Genomic DNA, 16660 nt, shown 5'->3' with positions numbered 1-16660 from the left:
AGGGTTCACTTCATCCCCGACCTAAAGGTCGGGGTATTCGTGACCCTCTGCGCTCCCTTGTAATAAAAAAATATGCATTAATATATAAAAAATGACATAAAGATGAAAAAGTATCACAACATCTGCGAGGGTTGCCCAGCTAGGTCAAATGCGCCAGACTTAATACCTTGGCCTTTTTGAATTATTGAATATAGTAAAGAAATAGGATCATAATTTCTTAAAAGTATCTCTAAATTTACTAGATTTCAAAAAAATTAATTGTCTAAGACTTGTGTCTTTAATAAGGTACTAAGTTAAAATTTGGTAAAATACCTGAAAGTGCTTAAAACAAAATTTAGAAGTTGCCCTTGTTGGATTCGCACACACTGCCTAGCGATTACAAGTCATTGCTCTGCTGGCGAGCCGATGAGGAGAGATTTTACGTTAACAGATCCATAGAAACGAGTCTAGAAAATAGAGTTTACTGCTTGAGGCTAGATCATGAGATCTAAAGGATATTAAAAATAAGCTCTGGCCGTATATATTAAAAATGAAGGGATTTTTAAAGTTATATATATAGCTAGAGCTTGAATTGCCTTAATATCCAACTCCTTTTACCTTAATCCCTAGGGTTAAACTTTATCGCCCGATCATATACAATCTCCGAGTATTCTGGCCCAGTTTTTGTAGAGTTTTCCAGGTAGGCCCTCCAGCCAATGAAAAGAGGTTGATCCAAATCTATCCCATAAGCCACCATACCGTAGGGAACCGCATAGCAGTACTTATCGCCTTCGCTGCAGTTCCTTGCGAGCTTATAAACATACAGGTATTTCGCATTTGGATTGTTGGGGAGATATTCCTCAGTAGATCCATTGAAATTGTTGTTAGTAATTGCTCCTACTCCATTCCATAAATCTGCTCCGTATACTGCGAAGCTTGAATACGTCGCCTTTCCTGTAGCCACATGGTTGACCCCATAGACGATTATGAACTCATCGGAATTATTCCCAAGAGTAATTGCTGGATCCCGCAGGAAAGGATAGTACTGAGAAGTATCGAAGAAAAGAGGTGTCAGCGAAGAGGCAGTCTGGTTTCCTGTCCATAGATAGCAGGCATCGTTGGTAGGACCTGCGGCGTTGATTCCTCTCTGAATAGCATCATTCCCTTTTGGAACCCATTGGCTTGTGGGAAGCTCTGTAGCATTTGACTCATTATATTTGTTGAGAATCACAGTCCTTAGCTCTTCGAGATCATCCGTAAGCTCGAAATCTGTTTGTCCAGTTCCACGGACCCTTAGCTCTGGATAAGCATACGGATCCAGCTCCGTAGTATTATTGGGAGTAATCCTGAAAACAACTGCAGGTGTATTATTGATGTAATTTTCTCCAGCCTGCGTATCATTGAATAAGGTTGGGCGGACAGCTGCAGCAAATGTATCGGAGTTATTATCCAGGCCCATGTTTAATATGGATGAGGGAAGCACCTGAGTATTAATTATATTATCTAAATATCCTGCAGAATGGGCAGCATTCCTGATTCGTTGATCAATGCCTTTGTCAGCGGTAATGATTATTACCGTAGTTTGATTGAAAGGATTTCCAGACGAACCATTTGGAGTTCCTTCGGTTTTAATAACCAGGTTGTTTGTTGAATCTGCTATGTTGGCAAAGATCCATCTTCTCTCGTCCCCAATTGTCCTGTGCATTAAGCAATAATCGTAACCGAAGTACCTGCATTGAGGCGGGGTTCTTCCCACGAAAACTACAGCTTCATCAGGACGCAGGTTCCAGAAAGGAGTTGTGTTTCCGTTAGCTCCAAGCATACTGGTTATTTTAGAAATCTGCTCTTCTACTCCATAACCAGGTGCAGGTGGAACAAAATACATCACGTATTTTGTTGTGGGATTGTTTCCGTACGCAGAAGGTAATACTCCTTTCTCTACTAGCGTAATAAAATCAAAGTAAGCGAGATCACCTTCCTGTACAGTGAATCCATCCTGTTCTAAAGCTTGTTGAAATGTCTGCGTGTCATTTGTTGTCACATTTGTTTCCACGTTCTCTGCGAGGGCAGTTCCTATTGACATTGTGAACAAAACGCCAATTAGTAAAAATAGCAAATAATTTCTCATATACCACGTCCCCTATGAGCGATACTTATTCTCGCAAAGAATTACACAAAAAAGAGGAATTATACTTAAGAAAGAGAAGATATAATAAACACCTTCCAAAATAATATGTCTTTGATTTCTCCTAAAATCCAATGCAAATCTTTGCGACCATTTTTTTAATTTATCAGTAAATATATTAAAATCCTCGGTAGAATGCCGACTAAATTGGGATAGTTGGTCTATTGATTGTGTAAGTTATTGCTTACTACGGACGAGAAATCAGGTTATAGAGAATTTATAATTTTTAAGACACGTTCTTAGAAGAAATGTAGAAAATTAGACCTTTAAAGGAAAATAAGGATTAATAAAAATTTTGGTGAGAAATGTACGATTCGAATGCATGAACTCCTATGAGAATAGGCTCTGAACCTATTGCCTTTACCTGACTGGGCAACCCTCGCAAATTGGATTACTTTAATGTAAAATATAGTCCTCTATAGCTTACTTAATATCCGTTTACGAAGGAATTCGTGCGTTCGAATCGCACCTCTCGCACCAAATTTTTTAATATATTAAGTAAAACTAATTTTATCATTTGTTAACATGTTATTAAGATATTATAGACCTTTTTCTTAAAACTTTTATGAGAAGTAGGTAACTAATAACGGTCACACTATTGGTTAATTTACATCAATACTCTCAATCATAATTTTTAAATTATGATTTATCTCATTCATGATGATTCACTGCCATATACTTTTAATTCGGAATTCGTGCGAAAAGTTATATCTATGCCTTACGTTTACGAATCCTATGAAAAAAAGGTTTCCAGTAAAATTCTCATTATCGGTTATGGCTCGGTTTCACAATGCACCCTACCTCTTTTAATGGAAAAAATCGATGTTCCGCTAGAAAATATTACCATAATTGATTTTGAAGACAAGTCAAAAGCTCTGAAGAAATATACTGATCAAGGATTAAGATATGTCTGTAAAAAAATTACTCGTGAGAATTTGGATCAAGTCTTGTCACAATATCTGGAAAATGAGGGCTTGCTCATTGATCTCTCGTGGAATACAACTACCAATGACATCATTAAGTGGTGTTATGATCAAAAAGTATTGTACGTTAACACTTCGGTTGAAGTATGGGATCCTGCTGAGGGGTTTTTGACTCAAAGTCTATTAGAAAAATCGCTTTATTCACGGCAAGTGAGATTGTTTGAACTTTCCCGTGGATTGGAAAGATGCGCCAACTGCTGTTATCGACCATGGCGCAAATCCTGGCTTGATATCTCATTTCGTAAAGCAAGCCTTGCTGGATATTACCGCTCGTACATGTGCTGATAAGAAAGTCTCTCGAGGATGAACAAGAAATTGCTCTCCTTGCAAAAAACAGGGATTTTGCCCATCTAGCTAAGAAATTGGGAATCAAAGTAGTCATTGTAGCGAGCGAGATACTCAAATTGCTACCCGACCAAAGGAGGTTAATGAATTTGTAGGAACATGGAGCATTGAAGGTTTGAGGTAAGAAGGGATAGCTCCGGTTGAAATAGGTTGGGGAACGCATGAGAGCAGATTGCCGTCCCTAGCGCATATACCTCCATGCGGACCGAAAAATGTGATTTTCTTGCCCCAAATGGGCATTAATACATGGGTCAGATCGTGGATACCAAATGAAGAGATTATAGGTATGGTAATCCGTCATGGCGAAGCATATGGTCTTTCACAAATATTAACTGTTTGGGAAGATGGCAACGCGATCTATCGACCTACCGTGCATTATGCTTATATGCCCTGTCATGATACACTTTCCTCCCTTTGTGAATTGCGAGGCCGAAATTATGAGCTTCAACCGAGACTCAGGATTATGACAAATGAATCATATCTGGCGAGGATATTAATGGGGGCACTCTTGATGCCATTCTTACAATTCCTGGTGGACTGGGAGCTCATTGAGCATTGAAGAGACCAGATCCCTTGCTCCCGGTCAGAATGCTACCACTCTTCAGATAGCTGCAGGCATTGTTGCTGCTGTACTCTGGATGCTTGAGAATCCGCGAGAAGATATTAAAACACCTGAAGACTTACCTCCTGATTTTGTCCTAGATATTGCCAAACCATATCTTGGAATATTTATTTCCACGCCGTCGGACTGGACACCGCTTAAAAATCGCAAAATATTTTTCAAAGAAAATCCAGCCGTAAAATACAATCCTGATCCCTGGCAATTTGAAAATTTTCTTTTCGTAGGTTAATTCAAAGTAAATTATCCTCCGGGGTAGACTAAAATCTGTCGAAGAAGAGATCTTTCCACTGTGCCTCTACATTAAATACAAAGCAGTAGAAACAAAAATTATAATAGAAAGATATAAAGAAACGTACGAAATTTCGGCAGTGTGCTAATTTTTCTGTAAAATTAGAGATTTAAAGAGTTATTGCATAGGGAAATTCCATATAGAGAGAGCAAAATTACACGTATTACATAAAAGCTGAATTTGTGATTTTACAGCAAATTCTTGTTTACACAGCCTCCAAGGAGAATTGATCAAAGGTATCTTTATCTCTTATCGAATCTTTATTCAGAGAGGATCGAAGGAAATTGGAAGCATGGAGAAGCAAGTCTTAAACATACTTGAACAATACACAAAAAAAAGGATTGAGATAAAATACATAGTCGAAGAACTGAAAAATTTCGGCATAAATTTGATTGCAGATCCATCGCTAAACAAGCCGTTTATTAATATAATTCAAAAACTGATTAGTGAAGACATATTAATCCCGTTGAAAAATGCAAAACGGTTACAACAATATAAAGGTCTTCCTAATAAATATGAGATCAACAGGTGCTACTTCGGACACTGTGGTGAACATATACCAGCAGAGAGTTGAGAGAAATCTCATGCAAACTCAACATGAGTTATTATTTAAAACATACTGATGAGTATCGTGAGCACAAGGAAATTATACGCAGAATTAACGAATTGCTGATGCAGGACGACTGTGAAATCCTTACTGCTAACGAAAGATCATACTTGATATTTGGAGACGAAAAAGCAATTACCGCTCCAAAAGATGCATCTATTGATGGAGAGTCGATTTTAAACCGATTGGGACTAACAATTGAACACATTAAAGCCGAAAGAAAACTAGAACCGTTTTTTTATATTAAAGTTGACGAGTATAATAGTTTAAGGGATGTATCAGCTCGGACAATCCTTATTGTGGAAAATAAGGATACCTTCTGGACGTTTATGGATGCAACTTTAAGCAGAGAACTTGCAGATATTCATTTACTTATATATGGGGAAGGAAACGCAGTTGTAAGTAAGTTTGAGTTTATACAGATAGTGGGCGGTAAAACAACTGATCGTTATTACTATTTTGGGGATATGGATCAGGAAGGAATACTTATTTTTAATCAGTTAAGGAGTACCTTTACAGAGTATGATATTCGCCCAGCAGTTTCATTATATGAGTATATGTTGAATAAAGCTGGGCCGGAAAACGCCAAACCTCTGCGAAAATATCGTAAAACAAACAAAGAGTCACTGTCTCCGTTAATCGATTTCTTCAACCACAAGACTAGAAAAGTAATTGAAGAGATTATATCTGCTCAAAAATATATTCCTCAAGAAGTCGTCAATAAAACAGATATGAGGAGGCTGAGCACTATTGGAATATGCTAAACATTTCCAGGATATTAATGAACGGATGAGGCATTTAAGATGTTACTATCCCTTTTTTAGGATTTATACGTATTCTTCCCGGAATAATCTGGAATATGATTTACCTTATGTCGCACTTAGTGTTTTGACTCTATTAATCGAGAAAGGAAAACTGCGTGGGCGCTCCCTGAAGGTGGATGAAATTGAGGTACATATAAAGAATATACTCGATGAAATATATCTGTATCATGAAATTGACAGCAAACAAGTGACGCGTACCATATTGACTATTCTAGAAACGGACAGAGACGGAGAATCGTATCTTTTTGAATATATAGACCCTATGCGTAGAAAGAAAGATGGTCATTATGTGCATCTGATAGAATACGATGTAAGTAACAAGGCTTACCAAATCAGTGATTCAGGACTTGATTTCATGATAAGCATCAAGGAACTGCCAGAAGAATCAAAAATTTCGGTGAGCTTAATTCTCTTTAAAAAGCAAATTGAAAATGGTTCATTCGTAACTGCATTGAATACGGTGAGAGAACTCAATCTTGAGGTTCTTCGCAAAAAAGAAAAAAGACAGTATTTGTTAGAGAAAATGCTGTATGGAGGACCCGATATAGTTGAGGACTATTCCATTTTCTCAGAGGGAGTTTTTAGTCAATTACAACAAGAGAAAATTTTATTTGAGGAAGTAAGAACCACTCTCTTAGAATTAACAAAAAATCACGAAGAAATCATCAATATTTCCAACAAGAGTGCAAACGAAAAAGATTTCCTGATCCTTAAACAAATTTCTACTGAGCTCGACCGTGGTTATCAGCTTCACTCCGGATTACTGAAGGACTATACAGACTTGCCAGGAGAATATGAGAAAATTTGTCGGATTAGAGTAAACTCGTTATTCGATAGAAAATGGCATTTTAAGGAAATTCTCGAAAATAATGTCCAGCAAAATTATCCAAATGATGTTCATGTTATTGGAATGCACCCAATGTTCCTGCCTAAAACCCCTAGGACTTTTAGTTTATACAAAATATTTGAACCGCAGATTGTAAGCCGTAAAAAACCTGAAGCTTCCGAAACAAGGCAGAATGATGAATGGAGTGAAAAAAAGCTTATTGATGGAACAGTTGATGAGCGACAAAGGACCAATTTCAGAGTTTATACTCATGCGTTACTTGGGTGTGTAGAGAAGCATGGCGGCGATTTAACTCTTAGAACATATCTTAAGACAGTTGAAGACACACTTGGGCCTGAAGCACTGCAAAATATAGATCTGATTCCCTTCCTGTTTTCGCTTAATGTTGACGTTAATGACGTAAATGTGCAAGTCTCTGAGAATTTACAAAACCTGAAAAACAAGGAACTAAACGTTACTCAGTTTGACTTTAATAAACTGAAGTTATCATGCCACTCCAATCGTGAATTGATCCTAGATGCGTTACTATTAGCACATGAGACACTCGGTCTTTCATGTTCGACTTTTATCGTTACATCCTTTCCAGACGAGATAATAAATATTAAAAAAGGATTCAGTGCGTATATATCAAATATGAAATTTATGATGAAGTGATTATGTGAAATTTGAAAAAGAGAATCTAGGCATCGCTCTTGATATGCTTTATCATATGTTGTCAACCGGCTCAATTGAAAGATTTGCATATCCAAAACACTTCATGCGTTATGAACAGGAAAGTGAAATAAGGGAAGCACTTGATTTTTGTGCTGAAAAGTTCGGACTGTACGTTTGCGGACGGGGAGATTCAATATTTCTGAGTGCTGGAGTTGGAAACCGTGTTTTTGGTTACACTAACGAAGACATTAAAAATGAACTTGGGAGAGGATTCAAAAACCCCGAAATGTACACAGTCTTTTTTATAATGAATGTAATCGTAAGCGAATTTTACAAAGAATCCTTTCATGATACACATCGCATAAACCTTCCTAAAAACTACCTTATAGGAATTATAGAAGCAAAAATTAGGGCTTTGTCTGATTTTGAAGATCTGGATAAAATCAGTGAAGAGTATAAATTTAATTTCAGGGAAATTAAAGACTTATGGGACAGTTTGCCAAATGTAGAATTCAGGGATGATTCCGATAATGAGATAAAACAAAAAGGAACCAGTTCAAAGATTGCGCTCATAAATGAAACTGTCATGTTTATGAAAAAACACAGACTGGTAGATGAGCACAATAATGCCGTTTATCCTACTGAAAGATTCAAAGCAATTGTATCTGAAGCATATAACAGGTCAGATATTCAAACAGACATAATAGAGTTCATTGATGATTTGACCTGCTTGGAGGAAGAAAAGAATGCCGAAACTTAAAAACCTCCGAGTCATTAATGCCCAGTTCAATGAAGGCAAGGGCATATACCAGGATTTTTCCATGCCTTTTGAAGGTCTTAGTGCAACGTATGAACTGATTAACGGTGGTGGCAAATCTGTCCTTGTAATGCTGTTATTGCAGTGCATCATGCCGAAATCATATCTTGATTCAAAAAAGCCTTTTAAGGCTATGTTTGAGGGTGGGGATCCAAATAGGACAACGCATGTTCTGGCTGAGTGGGAACTTGATGAAGGGTTATATGAACACAAGTACTTGCTTACGGGATTTTGTGCGAAAAAGAAAGATGACCCTGATGATCTTCTCGAGAGTGGGGGTGTAAACCATTTCAATTACATCCATCTCTACGATAAGTCAAATGACTTGGATATCTTTAGAATCCCCTTATGTAGATGGGAAAATAACGAGTTTGTGGTTATGGATTTTTCCAAAACACTTTCCACTTTAAAAGAAAAAAGTAGAGATTTCAATATATGGATAACTGAAACTATTAGAGAGTACAAGGAACGAATCAAGGAATATAATTTACTCGAGGCAGAGTGGCGATTGGTTCAGAGCATCAATAAAGATGAAAACTACCTGAAGACCTACTTTGGAGGTAATTATGGCACCTCCCGAACTCTTGTTGAAAAACTCTTAATAAATACTACAGATGAATGTTTAAGAGATAAACGTCGGTTCAGTGGAGACAATTCTGAGGAAAAAAGTAGCGAGTCACTTGCGAGTGCACTTTATCAGTCCCAGGAAGATTTAAAGAGGCTTAAAGAGGAAGTCGAGCACGTCAAGGAGTATACAACATTTAATTCCGAAGTCAATAAGATAATTGATGAAAACAATAAAGTAATCGAATCCCATCAGAAATTTGACGAGGCTAAACTTATTGCCTCTTCTCAGTATAAGGCTCATGATTTGAAAGTAACTGAGACGCTTTCTAATCTTGAAAAAGCTGAATTTGACCTTAACGAAACAAAGAGATTGCACGAGAAAGTCGAACATGATATCGAAAGATTCGAACTAATGCGGCTTAATATAAAAGTGAATAAAAGCAAAACTATTTTAGAAGAGCTGAGGGTCGAAAAAGAAGGGGTTGAAAAATCACTTCAAGACCTAAAACATAAATCGAATTTTGCAACTGCCACAAACAAGTATCTTGAGATTCAAAACCTCAACAGTGAGATCCGTGAATCCCATAACACTCTGGAAAATATAAGAAAGCAGAATAATGAATTGTTTGGTGAGCGAGACGCTATTGGAAAAAGTTTGTTCTTACGCATTTCGGAAGACTTGGATATGTTTTCTGAACAGTATGAAGCTGAAATGAAAGCTAAAAATGAAATTCAGGAGAAAATAAGTGAATGTCAACATATCATCGGACAGCTTCATAACGAATTGAGTTTTTTGGGTAAAGAAATATCCCGATATGATGATGAACTTAAAAACCTGAAAAAACGCGAATCTGTACTTAATAACCAATATGCCCAATATCCAAGGATCACCTGTGGCCTGATTATAGAAGACGAAGTCGAAGCAACGGGAAAACTTATAGAGGAACTTGAGGGCAAACTCAAACAGTTAGCAGATAAAATAGAAACGTTGAAATCCAGTCTTTTAACTAGTGAAATTGAAATTAAATATATTCAAAATCAAATTAAAAACACTGAAGAAAACATCGAGAACGTAAGAGCCAACATCCTCAAGTTTGAGTCGGATAGAAGAGCAGTGCTAGATATTGTTGAAGCCCGTGGAGGGACTGACATCGAACCCTGTCTCCTTACAGTAGATAAAGAGATTAATGATACTCAGGAACTGTTGTCAACAGCCAGAAAAAACCACAAAAAACTTAAACAAGAATTGAGGATGGTACAGGAATACGGTTTTGCCTTAAGCGAAGATTTTGAAGATGCGCTCACCTTATTAAGAGACCGCTTTAAATTTGCTCGGAGCGGAGCTGAGTACCTCAAGGATCTAGATACTGATGGTCAAAGAAATCTATTGAATAATGTCCCGTGGCTTCCTAAAGCAATAATTCTTGCTAATGATGATTTCGACGCCATTGTTAAAAATCCGCGAAATCATTTATCACCCAAAATAATGGATTCCTCAGTAATTCTTACAGGCATTTCAAGTATCCAGGAAAATAAAAAAGTCTCTCTCGAGAATGTGTTTATACCTTCAAGAGATGCTGAGTATTACGTTAATGTTCTCAATAGAGAAAACACGATTAATCGCATAGAGGAAAAGATCAAAGATGTCGAGCAACAGATCGTTCGCTGTGATAATTCACTTAAAGTTGCTAAGAACGACAGAGAAGCTCTTTCCTTTTATCTCTATACCTATCCTGTAACTTATGAATCTGAACTGCATGAGAAGGTGTCAGAGTACGAATCTCTGAAAAAAGAGGAAGAAAATAATTTGGTCAGTATCCGAAAAAAGAATGAAGACGATAGTTTAGCTCTTGAACAGGCTAAATCAAGTCTATTGACTACTCAAGAAAAGCAGGAAAAGCTAAAAGAGAAACGTGGTCTGCTCATCGATCTAAATAAGGTAATGGATGAAATTGTAGAAAAAACAAGAGCTCTGGAACAGAGCAAATCGACCCTGAATAATGTAGAAATTCAGCATAGGGAGAAAAAGAACCTAAAATACAAGCTGGATATTGACTCTAAGGAAAAAGACAGTTCTGTGCAGTCTCTTTACTTACAAAAGAGCATGCTCGATAAAGAGGTAAAGTCATTTGTTCAGTATCGAAATGTGGATGCAGATGAATTGCCGGAAAAGGATACAGACATACTCCGCTCAGAGTGGATCTCAGTTAATAGTGTACTCAACCAGGTTAGCGGGAACATTGAACAAATTGATCATAGGATAGAAAAGAACAAATCTCTAATAGAAGTGTTTTTAAAAGATATCAAAAACTTAGAAGTGTCAATTGAAAGCATCAAAGCCAATAATAGAAGTCAGCCGTATCCCGATGATCATCTGGAGTTTCTAAAGAAAGAAATAGAAAATATACAGGCTAATTTGGGGGATGTGGATTTCAGACTTCACAAAGCGAGTGATAACCTACTTCTTCTCACGAGAGAGTTTGAAGAGAAATGTCATAGATTTAATGCTAAATCTGGAAAGGTTTACTTAGCGGACTCCTTCCTCATTGATTCAACTCTGGTAGATGAAGAACTAACCAAAAGTCAAAAAGAGAGCTATCGTCTAGTTGAAAAGATAGTAGGGCTAGAAAATCTATGCAAGAATACGGAAAAGGAACTAGAATCTCTTAAAAACAGCCTGGATCATTACAAGATTTTGAGTGACATTTATAAAATTGAAACACAGGCTGTTGAGGTAGCTGTAGAACTTATCAGCCACAAGGAAATAGAGGAGCTTTTGAAAAATACCAATGTTGACGTTGAAAATAGAAAAAGCAAATTCAACTTTGCCAAAGAAAAGTTCTTGAATATAATCGTTGATTTGCCCGTTGCTTCTTACTTTAAAGATGTTGTGAGACAGAAACTCCTAGTTGCAAATACCCTAAGAGAGGCAGAAAGCAATGCAAATTCTCTGCAAGACTATTCCTGTACTATAACTTCAAGAATGGAAATGCACCAGAAGCAGGTGGATGCTCTTAAAAGTGTTGAAGAGAACATTGTTGCTCAAGCATTAGGTATTGCAATGATGTATAGGGATTACTTGCACAAGTTTGTCAAGTTATCAAAAATAGATGTTGATGGGACCTTGGAAGAGATGGTTCGTATAAACTTCAATGAATGTGAATATACTGAAGAACGTGCTGAGTCTGAAATGAGATATTACATCCAGGAACTCATTCAGGAAATTGAAGTAGGTAATATTGGCAAAAAAGAGTTAATAAGTAATCTTACCCCTGCGTATTTAATAAATAAGGTTTTGGACATGAAATTGCTTAAGCTGGATATACGTAAAATTGACAGGAACTCGCTTAAATTCCAAAGATGGGAAAAAATACAGGCGTCCGGGGGTCAGGAAAATGCCATGTATATCATATTTTTAGTAGTGCTAATGTCGTATATCAGAGATATTGTAGTTGACAGAAGAGATAGAAATACATCAAAAGTCCTAGTGATAGACAATCCTTTTGGGACAACCAGTTCATATTATCTCTGGGAAAAAATATGGGCAATTCTTGAGAGAAACCATGTCCAGTTAATCTGTCCTGGACACAAAATTGGTACAAACGTGATGGAATTTTTCCCAATAAATCACCTTCTTACAGAGGAATTATCTACAAACGGTCGAACTCGAATAGGCATCCAAGTAAGGGCTAGAAGCGAGATTTTGGATCGCATAGAGCGCCAAAAGCGTGGAGGGCAACTGTCAATATCAATGTACGGAGGATAATTAATATCTCAACTATCATTTCTTTTTAATTAATGAAATATTTCTAAATATCTTTCCGCATCCATGAAAGATGTTCCTGCTGTGCTATGATCTGGAGGAAAAAGTTTTCCGTAATAGCGACAGTTTCTGAACTCACACTTGCGTTTCATTCGCTCCTTTAGTCCATTCAATGGTTGGCAACTTGTAACTCTATCGTCTCTGGAGTGACCAGGAAAACAATGCCTTGTTCCCCATTGCAGTCGATTTGGATGCCGTCTAGGGTGCGCTCCACATTTGGTTTTGGCAACAGAGTAAGGACTATATCGGCATTTTTTCCGCGTGCTGTGGACCAGAAGATGGATATTTTTCTTCAGGATTCACATTGAAACATTTTAAATCGTCTCTCATTCAGGCCCCTACAGGACATATATTGCAATTTGGTCCCCGTCAACTCAGATCAAGGAAACTTGATATTGTTTTCAGAGTCCAGTTTCGTAGGAATTCTTGCGTTCGAATCGCACCTCTCGCACTAATTTTTAATTCTTTTTTACATAAATTACCTAATTATTATATATCTCTCTTGAGTTGCAGCAAGATCTATGTGTAGGATGTAGACCTAAATCTGTTTACGAGTGTGGGTAAGTTCCAATCTCACTTCGCACTGGACTTTTCTAAAATATTATCGTAAATAAGAAAGGTAACGAGGACATTGATTTTAGCCAGATATCCCGTCAGGCCTGCAGAGAGCCTGGCCGAATTTATAAGACAAAAAGGAAAGAAAAGAATTAACATATCCTTAAGGCACGTAGCATCCGTTCTTTATACGATAGGGTTTCATCTTTCAAAATTTTGAGTTTATTATATAATTCCCCTACATGGATTCTCTTCTCTCTTATGATTTCCATTATATGATTGTAATGAGGTCCTTCTGTTATATTGTGGCTCGCCAAGTCTTCTGTATAGTATTCAATGTCTTCTTCGTCAAGCTCAATTAATGTCTGAATGTTTTTTATTTGACCTTCTAACGCTATTTTATCCATATCTTCAGTCACTTAGTTTCATCTCCAAAAAAATAATGGTAACATCTTTTCTCTTATTCGGAATACCCACAAAATCAACCTAGCGAGAAAATATCAGATCTTCCAGGAGGATCTCCACAGAGAATCGAAAAATTCAATCGTTTTCTAGTTCATTCATGGATTCAGTTTCTTCTTCCAGCTTTACAGGATCTTTTACGATATAATCACATGATGGATTAGGGCAATACAAGCCTATTTTCTTCCAGCTGTTACCCTTCTTTCCTCCAGCTGTCTCAAGGTACTCTTCCCCACACTTTGGGCAGATTGTTTTTTGTGCTTTTCCGTGTCCCTGCTGCTTTCGTTCTCCTACTTTCATAGCATAACTCCTATAAAGGAAATTTAAGGCATTTAGAATAGCCTTAGGTATCCAGCGTCAATTTCTTCAAAGGCTCTATCTCCCTCAAAGATCACATATGTCATGTTGAATTCGTTGTTTACGCCTTTAACAGTTCCTTTCCATTTCTGATCCTCATATCTTAAATTCATTCCGGGTTTTTTATATATTTCAGTTCCATTTATGTTATGCCTCGCTTAACGTGTGCCAATATAACTACCCATACACATAAACGATTTAAAGTTTGTTCACAGATATTCATATATACACATTATACTAAAATCCGTAACAAGAGAGCCAATGAATATAAGCCTCTTAGAAGCGCTGTAAAAATAGTGCTAGACTGTACATGCCCGTTAATAAAAAGTGAGAACTGACTATTGGTGGACCATCTAATTGTGAAAATCAAAATAATCTTTATTTCACATTTACAAGCAATGAGCCTAATCTCCTATTTCGAAAAACGTATATATTCTCAAAGATTCAATGATTATTGATATGATTAATGAAACAGATATACAACTTTTCAAAGCTCTGAGTGAAGACACTAGGTATAGAATCATTAAAGCTCTAATTGAGTCTGAGAATGAATGTAAAGAGAATAAATACGGTAACAAAGGAGAACTATGCGCCTGTGAGATTCCGGAACTCATTGGTAGAACTCAGTCCAATACTTCAATGCACCTTGCAAAGTTGCAGGACTGGGGGATAGTTAAGGTAAGAAAAGAAGGAAAGATGAGGCTTTATTCCATAGAAAACGACAAAATCAGGAAGATTCTCAAAGTTGTTGAAGAATAATTTTGGACTCATTTTTGAATTTGTTTAAGGTTGAATATTTTAAGTTTATAATTCAGTAAAATTCCTTGAAACTTTTTTTGAAATCTAATATGTATAAGTATCCAATATTAAAACAGAAAACCGAATTCAACCATTTCGTTACTTTTATATCCTATAAATATTATATCAATATTTATTGATATAATCAAGAGATAATATATCCAAAAACAAGGTGAAATCTTAAAGAAGGACTCCAAAATGGTTGATATATTCTATCCTCTTCAATGGATTGCTGATAAACTGACATATGAGGTATTTGGGATTGTACCTGACACACACCTTGCAGCCAGTGTTAACTTTATCATCTATGATGTGTTGAAAATCTTAATTCTACTAGTTGTGATGATCTTTGCTATCTCCTACATCAGAACCTTTGTGACTCCAGAAAAAACCCGAAAGGTACTTGGAGGCAAAACAGGGCTGCAATATCATCTATTAGCCTCCGTGATAGGAGCTGCCACACCCTTTTGTTCCTGTTCTTCAGTGCCCCTTTTTATTGGTTTTGTAGAAGCTGGAATCCCTCTTGGAGTAACTTTTTCCTTCCTTATTACTTCCCCGTTAGTAAATGAAGCCGCAGTCGCTGCACTGTGGGCTACCCTTGGTCTTAAAGCAACCTTGATCTATGTTGTATCAGGTGTTTTGCTCGGAGTTTTTGGTGGGTATATTATAGGCCTCCTGAAAATGGAAAAATACGTAGCTGATTTTGTTTACAAGATCAAAGTGGGGGATCAGAACAAGAAGCCAGAGACCCTAAGTATAAAAGAACGGACCGCTATTGCCTTTGACAATGTTAAAGACATCGTGGAAAAAGTATGGCTCTATGTGATTATCGGAGTTACTTTGGGAGGAATTTTTCATGGATACGCCCCCGAAGGCATCCTAGCAACATATGCAGGGAAGGACAATTTACTTGCTGTTCCAATTGCAGTCATTATAGGGGTGCCCCTGTACTCAAACGTTATGGGTATGATTCCGATTGTGGAAAGCCTTATTGGAAAAGGACTTCCAGTAGGCACTGCCCTAGCCTTCCTAATGGCAGTTACTGCGCTTTCACTTCCTGAAATGATTATCCTCAAAAAGGTTCTTAAAAACGAGTTAATTGGAGCCTTTGTTTTAGTTGTTAGTTTATCGATAATTTTTACGGGATATCTATTTAACATTATTCTGTGAGATTATAGTCAAGTATCAAAATAAAGAAAAAAGTGTTAGAGGCAAAAACAAAAGAAACAAGTATGAGGTTAAAAACATGAAGATTGAAATTCTTGGAACTGGCTGTTCAAAGTGCAAGAAAACAAAAGAAGTTATTGAAAAAGTATTGAAGAATGAAGGTGTTGAAGCCGAAGTTGTTAAGATTGAAGATATTGAAAAAATCCTGAATTACGGCGTTATGATCACCCCTGGAGTCGTCGTTGATGGGGAAGTCAAACTTGTGGGCAAAGTTCCGGATGAAAAAGATATTAAAAAGTGGATTTCTTAATAAAGGAGAGGCCTAGTCTATATCAGAAAATATAAATTCTAACAAGAATCAGAACGGAGAATAAATATGGCAGAAGAGGTAAAATGTACATGCGGTTCTCCAAATGTGGCAATTTTCCCATGTGTAGGAGCTTCAAATGTGGGGCAGCTCTCAAATAAAATTGCAATTGAATTAGAAAAACGGAACATTGGAAACCTTATGTGTACTGCAGGAATTGGTGCAAGAGCTCCAGGGCTTATGAAATCTGCCGAAGCTTGTGACCGGATAATTGCAATTGATGGTTGTTCTGTAAACTGTGCAAGCAAAATCCTTGAACTGGCAGGCTTCAAAGTAGATCGTCAGATTGTTATATCCGAATTTGGGATTAAAAAAACCAAAGAGAAAGAACTCAAAAAGGATGAATTCTCCAAAGCTCTTGAAAACACCTTAAAGATCTTACAGTCCGAGTAATAGCGGATTCGAAAAACGT

16 protein-coding genes are annotated in these 16660 nt (G+C 37.0%); 12 read left to right on the top strand and 4 right to left on the bottom strand.

Annotated features, from left to right (window positions below; genetic code table 11):
• Nucleotides 1-598 precede the first annotated feature (598 nt).
• Entirely contained in the window at nt 599-2062 is a 1464-nt protein-coding gene (locus BP861_RS02765) for a hypothetical protein (protein ID WP_394339158.1), read from the bottom strand.
• Between the two features lie 815 nt (nt 2063-2877).
• Between BP861_RS02765 and BP861_RS02760 the strand changes: the two genes are divergently transcribed.
• The 8 genes from BP861_RS02760 to BP861_RS02725 all read left to right on the top strand — a co-directional run bounded on the left by BP861_RS02760 (nt 2878) and on the right by BP861_RS02725 (nt 12485).
• Nucleotides 2878-3432, top strand: coding sequence for a saccharopine dehydrogenase NADP-binding domain-containing protein (locus tag BP861_RS02760; RefSeq protein ID WP_292372353.1), 555 nt, complete (start codon nt 2878-2880; stop codon nt 3430-3432).
• Between the two features lie 232 nt (nt 3433-3664).
• Entirely contained in the window at nt 3665-4051 is a 387-nt protein-coding gene (locus BP861_RS02755; RefSeq protein WP_292372351.1) for a hypothetical protein, read from the top strand.
• Nucleotides 4041-4343 (top strand): hypothetical protein, encoded by a 303-nt coding sequence (locus tag BP861_RS02750; RefSeq protein WP_292372349.1) that lies wholly within the window; start codon nt 4041-4043, stop codon nt 4341-4343. Before BP861_RS02755 ends, BP861_RS02750 begins: the two co-directional genes overlap by 11 nt.
• Before the next feature lie 352 nt (nt 4344-4695).
• Nucleotides 4696-4977, top strand: coding sequence for a hypothetical protein (locus BP861_RS02745; protein WP_292372347.1), 282 nt, complete (start codon nt 4696-4698; stop codon nt 4975-4977).
• Nucleotides 4974-5774 carry a Wadjet anti-phage system protein JetD domain-containing protein gene (locus BP861_RS02740; protein WP_292372345.1) on the top strand — a complete coding sequence of 267 codons (801 nt, stop codon included), beginning with the start codon at nt 4974-4976 and terminating at the stop codon, nt 5772-5774. The genes BP861_RS02745 and BP861_RS02740 overlap by 4 nt, the downstream gene beginning before the upstream one ends.
• Nucleotides 5761-7335 carry a hypothetical protein gene (locus tag BP861_RS02735; protein WP_292372343.1) on the top strand — a complete coding sequence of 525 codons (1575 nt, stop codon included), beginning with the start codon at nt 5761-5763 and terminating at the stop codon, nt 7333-7335. The genes BP861_RS02740 and BP861_RS02735 overlap by 14 nt, the downstream gene beginning before the upstream one ends.
• 4 nt (nt 7336-7339) lie before the next feature.
• Nucleotides 7340-8095, top strand: coding sequence for a DUF6063 family protein (locus BP861_RS02730; protein WP_292372341.1), 756 nt, complete (start codon nt 7340-7342; stop codon nt 8093-8095).
• The gene (locus BP861_RS02725; protein ID WP_292372340.1) at nt 8082-12485 is read left to right on the top strand and encodes a hypothetical protein; all 4404 of its coding nucleotides are present in this window, start codon (nt 8082-8084) and stop codon (nt 12483-12485) included. Before BP861_RS02730 ends, BP861_RS02725 begins: the two co-directional genes overlap by 14 nt.
• Nucleotides 12486-13249: 764 nt before the next feature.
• On the opposite strand, the gene BP861_RS02720 is transcribed toward BP861_RS02725, so the two are convergent.
• From BP861_RS02720 to BP861_RS02710, 3 genes are all read right to left on the bottom strand, one after another.
• A complete protein-coding gene (locus tag BP861_RS02720; RefSeq protein WP_292372338.1) occupies nt 13250-13516 on the bottom strand; it encodes a hypothetical protein in 267 nt (88 codons plus the stop codon).
• 121 nt (nt 13517-13637) lie between these two features.
• Nucleotides 13638-13859 carry a hypothetical protein gene (locus BP861_RS02715; RefSeq protein WP_292372336.1) on the bottom strand — a complete coding sequence of 74 codons (222 nt, stop codon included), beginning with the start codon at nt 13857-13859 and terminating at the stop codon, nt 13638-13640.
• A 32-nt stretch (nt 13860-13891) separates the two neighbouring features.
• Nucleotides 13892-14029, bottom strand: coding sequence for a hypothetical protein (locus BP861_RS02710; protein WP_292372334.1), 138 nt, complete (start codon nt 14027-14029; stop codon nt 13892-13894).
• Nucleotides 14030-14375: 346 nt separating this feature from the next.
• On the opposite strand from BP861_RS02710, the gene BP861_RS02705 reads away from it, so the two are divergent.
• The 4 genes from BP861_RS02705 (at nt 14376) to BP861_RS02690 (ending at nt 16641) form a co-directional block, all read left to right on the top strand.
• A complete protein-coding gene (locus BP861_RS02705; protein ID WP_292372333.1) occupies nt 14376-14675 on the top strand; it encodes an ArsR/SmtB family transcription factor in 300 nt (99 codons plus the stop codon).
• Between the two features lie 237 nt (nt 14676-14912).
• The gene (locus BP861_RS02700; RefSeq protein ID WP_292372331.1) at nt 14913-15884 is read left to right on the top strand and encodes a permease; all 972 of its coding nucleotides are present in this window, start codon (nt 14913-14915) and stop codon (nt 15882-15884) included.
• Between the two features lie 76 nt (nt 15885-15960).
• Nucleotides 15961-16191: a thioredoxin family protein gene (locus tag BP861_RS02695; protein WP_292372328.1), complete on the top strand. Its 231-nt coding sequence runs from the start codon at nt 15961-15963 to the stop codon at nt 16189-16191.
• 66 nt (nt 16192-16257) lie between these two features.
• Nucleotides 16258-16641, top strand: coding sequence for a putative zinc-binding protein (locus BP861_RS02690; RefSeq protein WP_292372326.1), 384 nt, complete (start codon nt 16258-16260; stop codon nt 16639-16641).
• Nucleotides 16642-16660 lie beyond the last annotated feature (19 nt).

Origin of the sequence: Methanosarcina sp. UBA411 (assembly GCF_002495725.1) — an archaeon.
Classification (GTDB): domain Archaea; phylum Halobacteriota; class Methanosarcinia; order Methanosarcinales; family Methanosarcinaceae; genus Methanosarcina.
The sequence above is the reverse complement of the archived record's forward strand: the minus strand, read 5'-3'. Positions and strand labels throughout refer to the sequence as shown.